Raw genomic sequence first — 1,077 nt, 5'->3', positions numbered from 1 at the left:
TGTCGCATCCCGGACGATCATATGGTCGCTTGTGAAACAGATGCGGGTGTGTCTGATACCACTCTTTCATCGCCTGCATCGGCGTACTGCTCTTGAGCGCTGACTGCGGCAACTGGTGGTTGTACAGGGCTACATAGCGCAGCAGGGTCTGCTCCATGTCTTCGCGGCTGTTGAACCGGTGGGTCTTCAGGACGTCCGCTATGCGGCCATTGAACCGCTCCACCATGCCGTTGGTTCTCGGTGTCCTGGGCTTGGTCAGCCGGTGCTCTATGCCCAGCTCCTGGCACAGTTGGTCGAACTCATGGTGGCCACTGGGTTCGCGCTCCCGGCTGGCAAACAGTCGGTCTGTGAACTCCTTGCCGTTGTCGGTCAACAGCTTGTTGATCCTGATCGGGCAGGCCTTGTGAAGTGCTTTGAGAAAGGCCCTGGCACTGGCCGCTGTCTTGTTGGCCTTGAACTGCACGAACACCCAGCGCGTGGCCCTGTCGATGGCCACGAACAGGTAGCGCCGTTGCGATTCGTCCTGCATCTGGGGCAGGTACTTCACGTCCATGTGCACGTAGCCTGGCTCGTAGCTTTTGAAGGCCTTGTGCGCTACCGCAGGTTCCCGGGGCTTGAGGGCGTTGAGGTTGCCCGCTCCATGGCGGCGCAGGCATCGGTCCAGACCCGAGCGTGAGACATTGGGGCAGATGAACTCCCGCGTGACTGCCAGCAGGTCATCCAGAGGCAGCAGCAAGGTGCGCCGCAAGTGGACCACCACGGTTTCTTGTGCTGGCGTGAGCACGGTTTGCAGGCGATGGGCCGTGTGCGAGCGGTCTGCAAAGACGGAGCGCTTCTTCCATTTGTAGACCGTCTGCTCAGTGATCCCAAAGCGCTGGGCTAGGACGCTGGCTGGTTCATTGCTGGCTGCGATCTCGGCGCGCACGGCGGGCGTGGTGCGGGCGTTCTTGTGCAGGGCTATCAACATGGCTTCACTCCCTGGATAGATTGCAAGGACTCTATCAACTCCTTCAAAACAGCTCGGGCTATGAAGAGTGGATAGCGTTTAGAGTCTATGCAATCGTCCGGGATGCGACA

1 protein-coding gene is annotated in these 1,077 nt (G+C 59.8%); it reads right to left on the bottom strand.

The window, feature by feature from the left end; genetic code table 11:
• Positions 1-967: IS481 family transposase (locus tag IHV84_RS20185; protein WP_198848165.1), on the bottom strand; the 967-nt coding region annotated here is incomplete at its 3' end.
• Positions 968-1,077 lie beyond the last annotated feature (110 nt).

The organism is Acidovorax sp. IB03 (genome assembly GCF_016406015.1).
In the GTDB taxonomy this organism is placed as follows: domain Bacteria; phylum Pseudomonadota; class Gammaproteobacteria; order Burkholderiales; family Burkholderiaceae_C; genus Acidovorax; species Acidovorax temperans.
The sequence above is the reverse complement of the archived record's forward strand: the minus strand, read 5'-3'. Positions and strand labels throughout refer to the sequence as shown.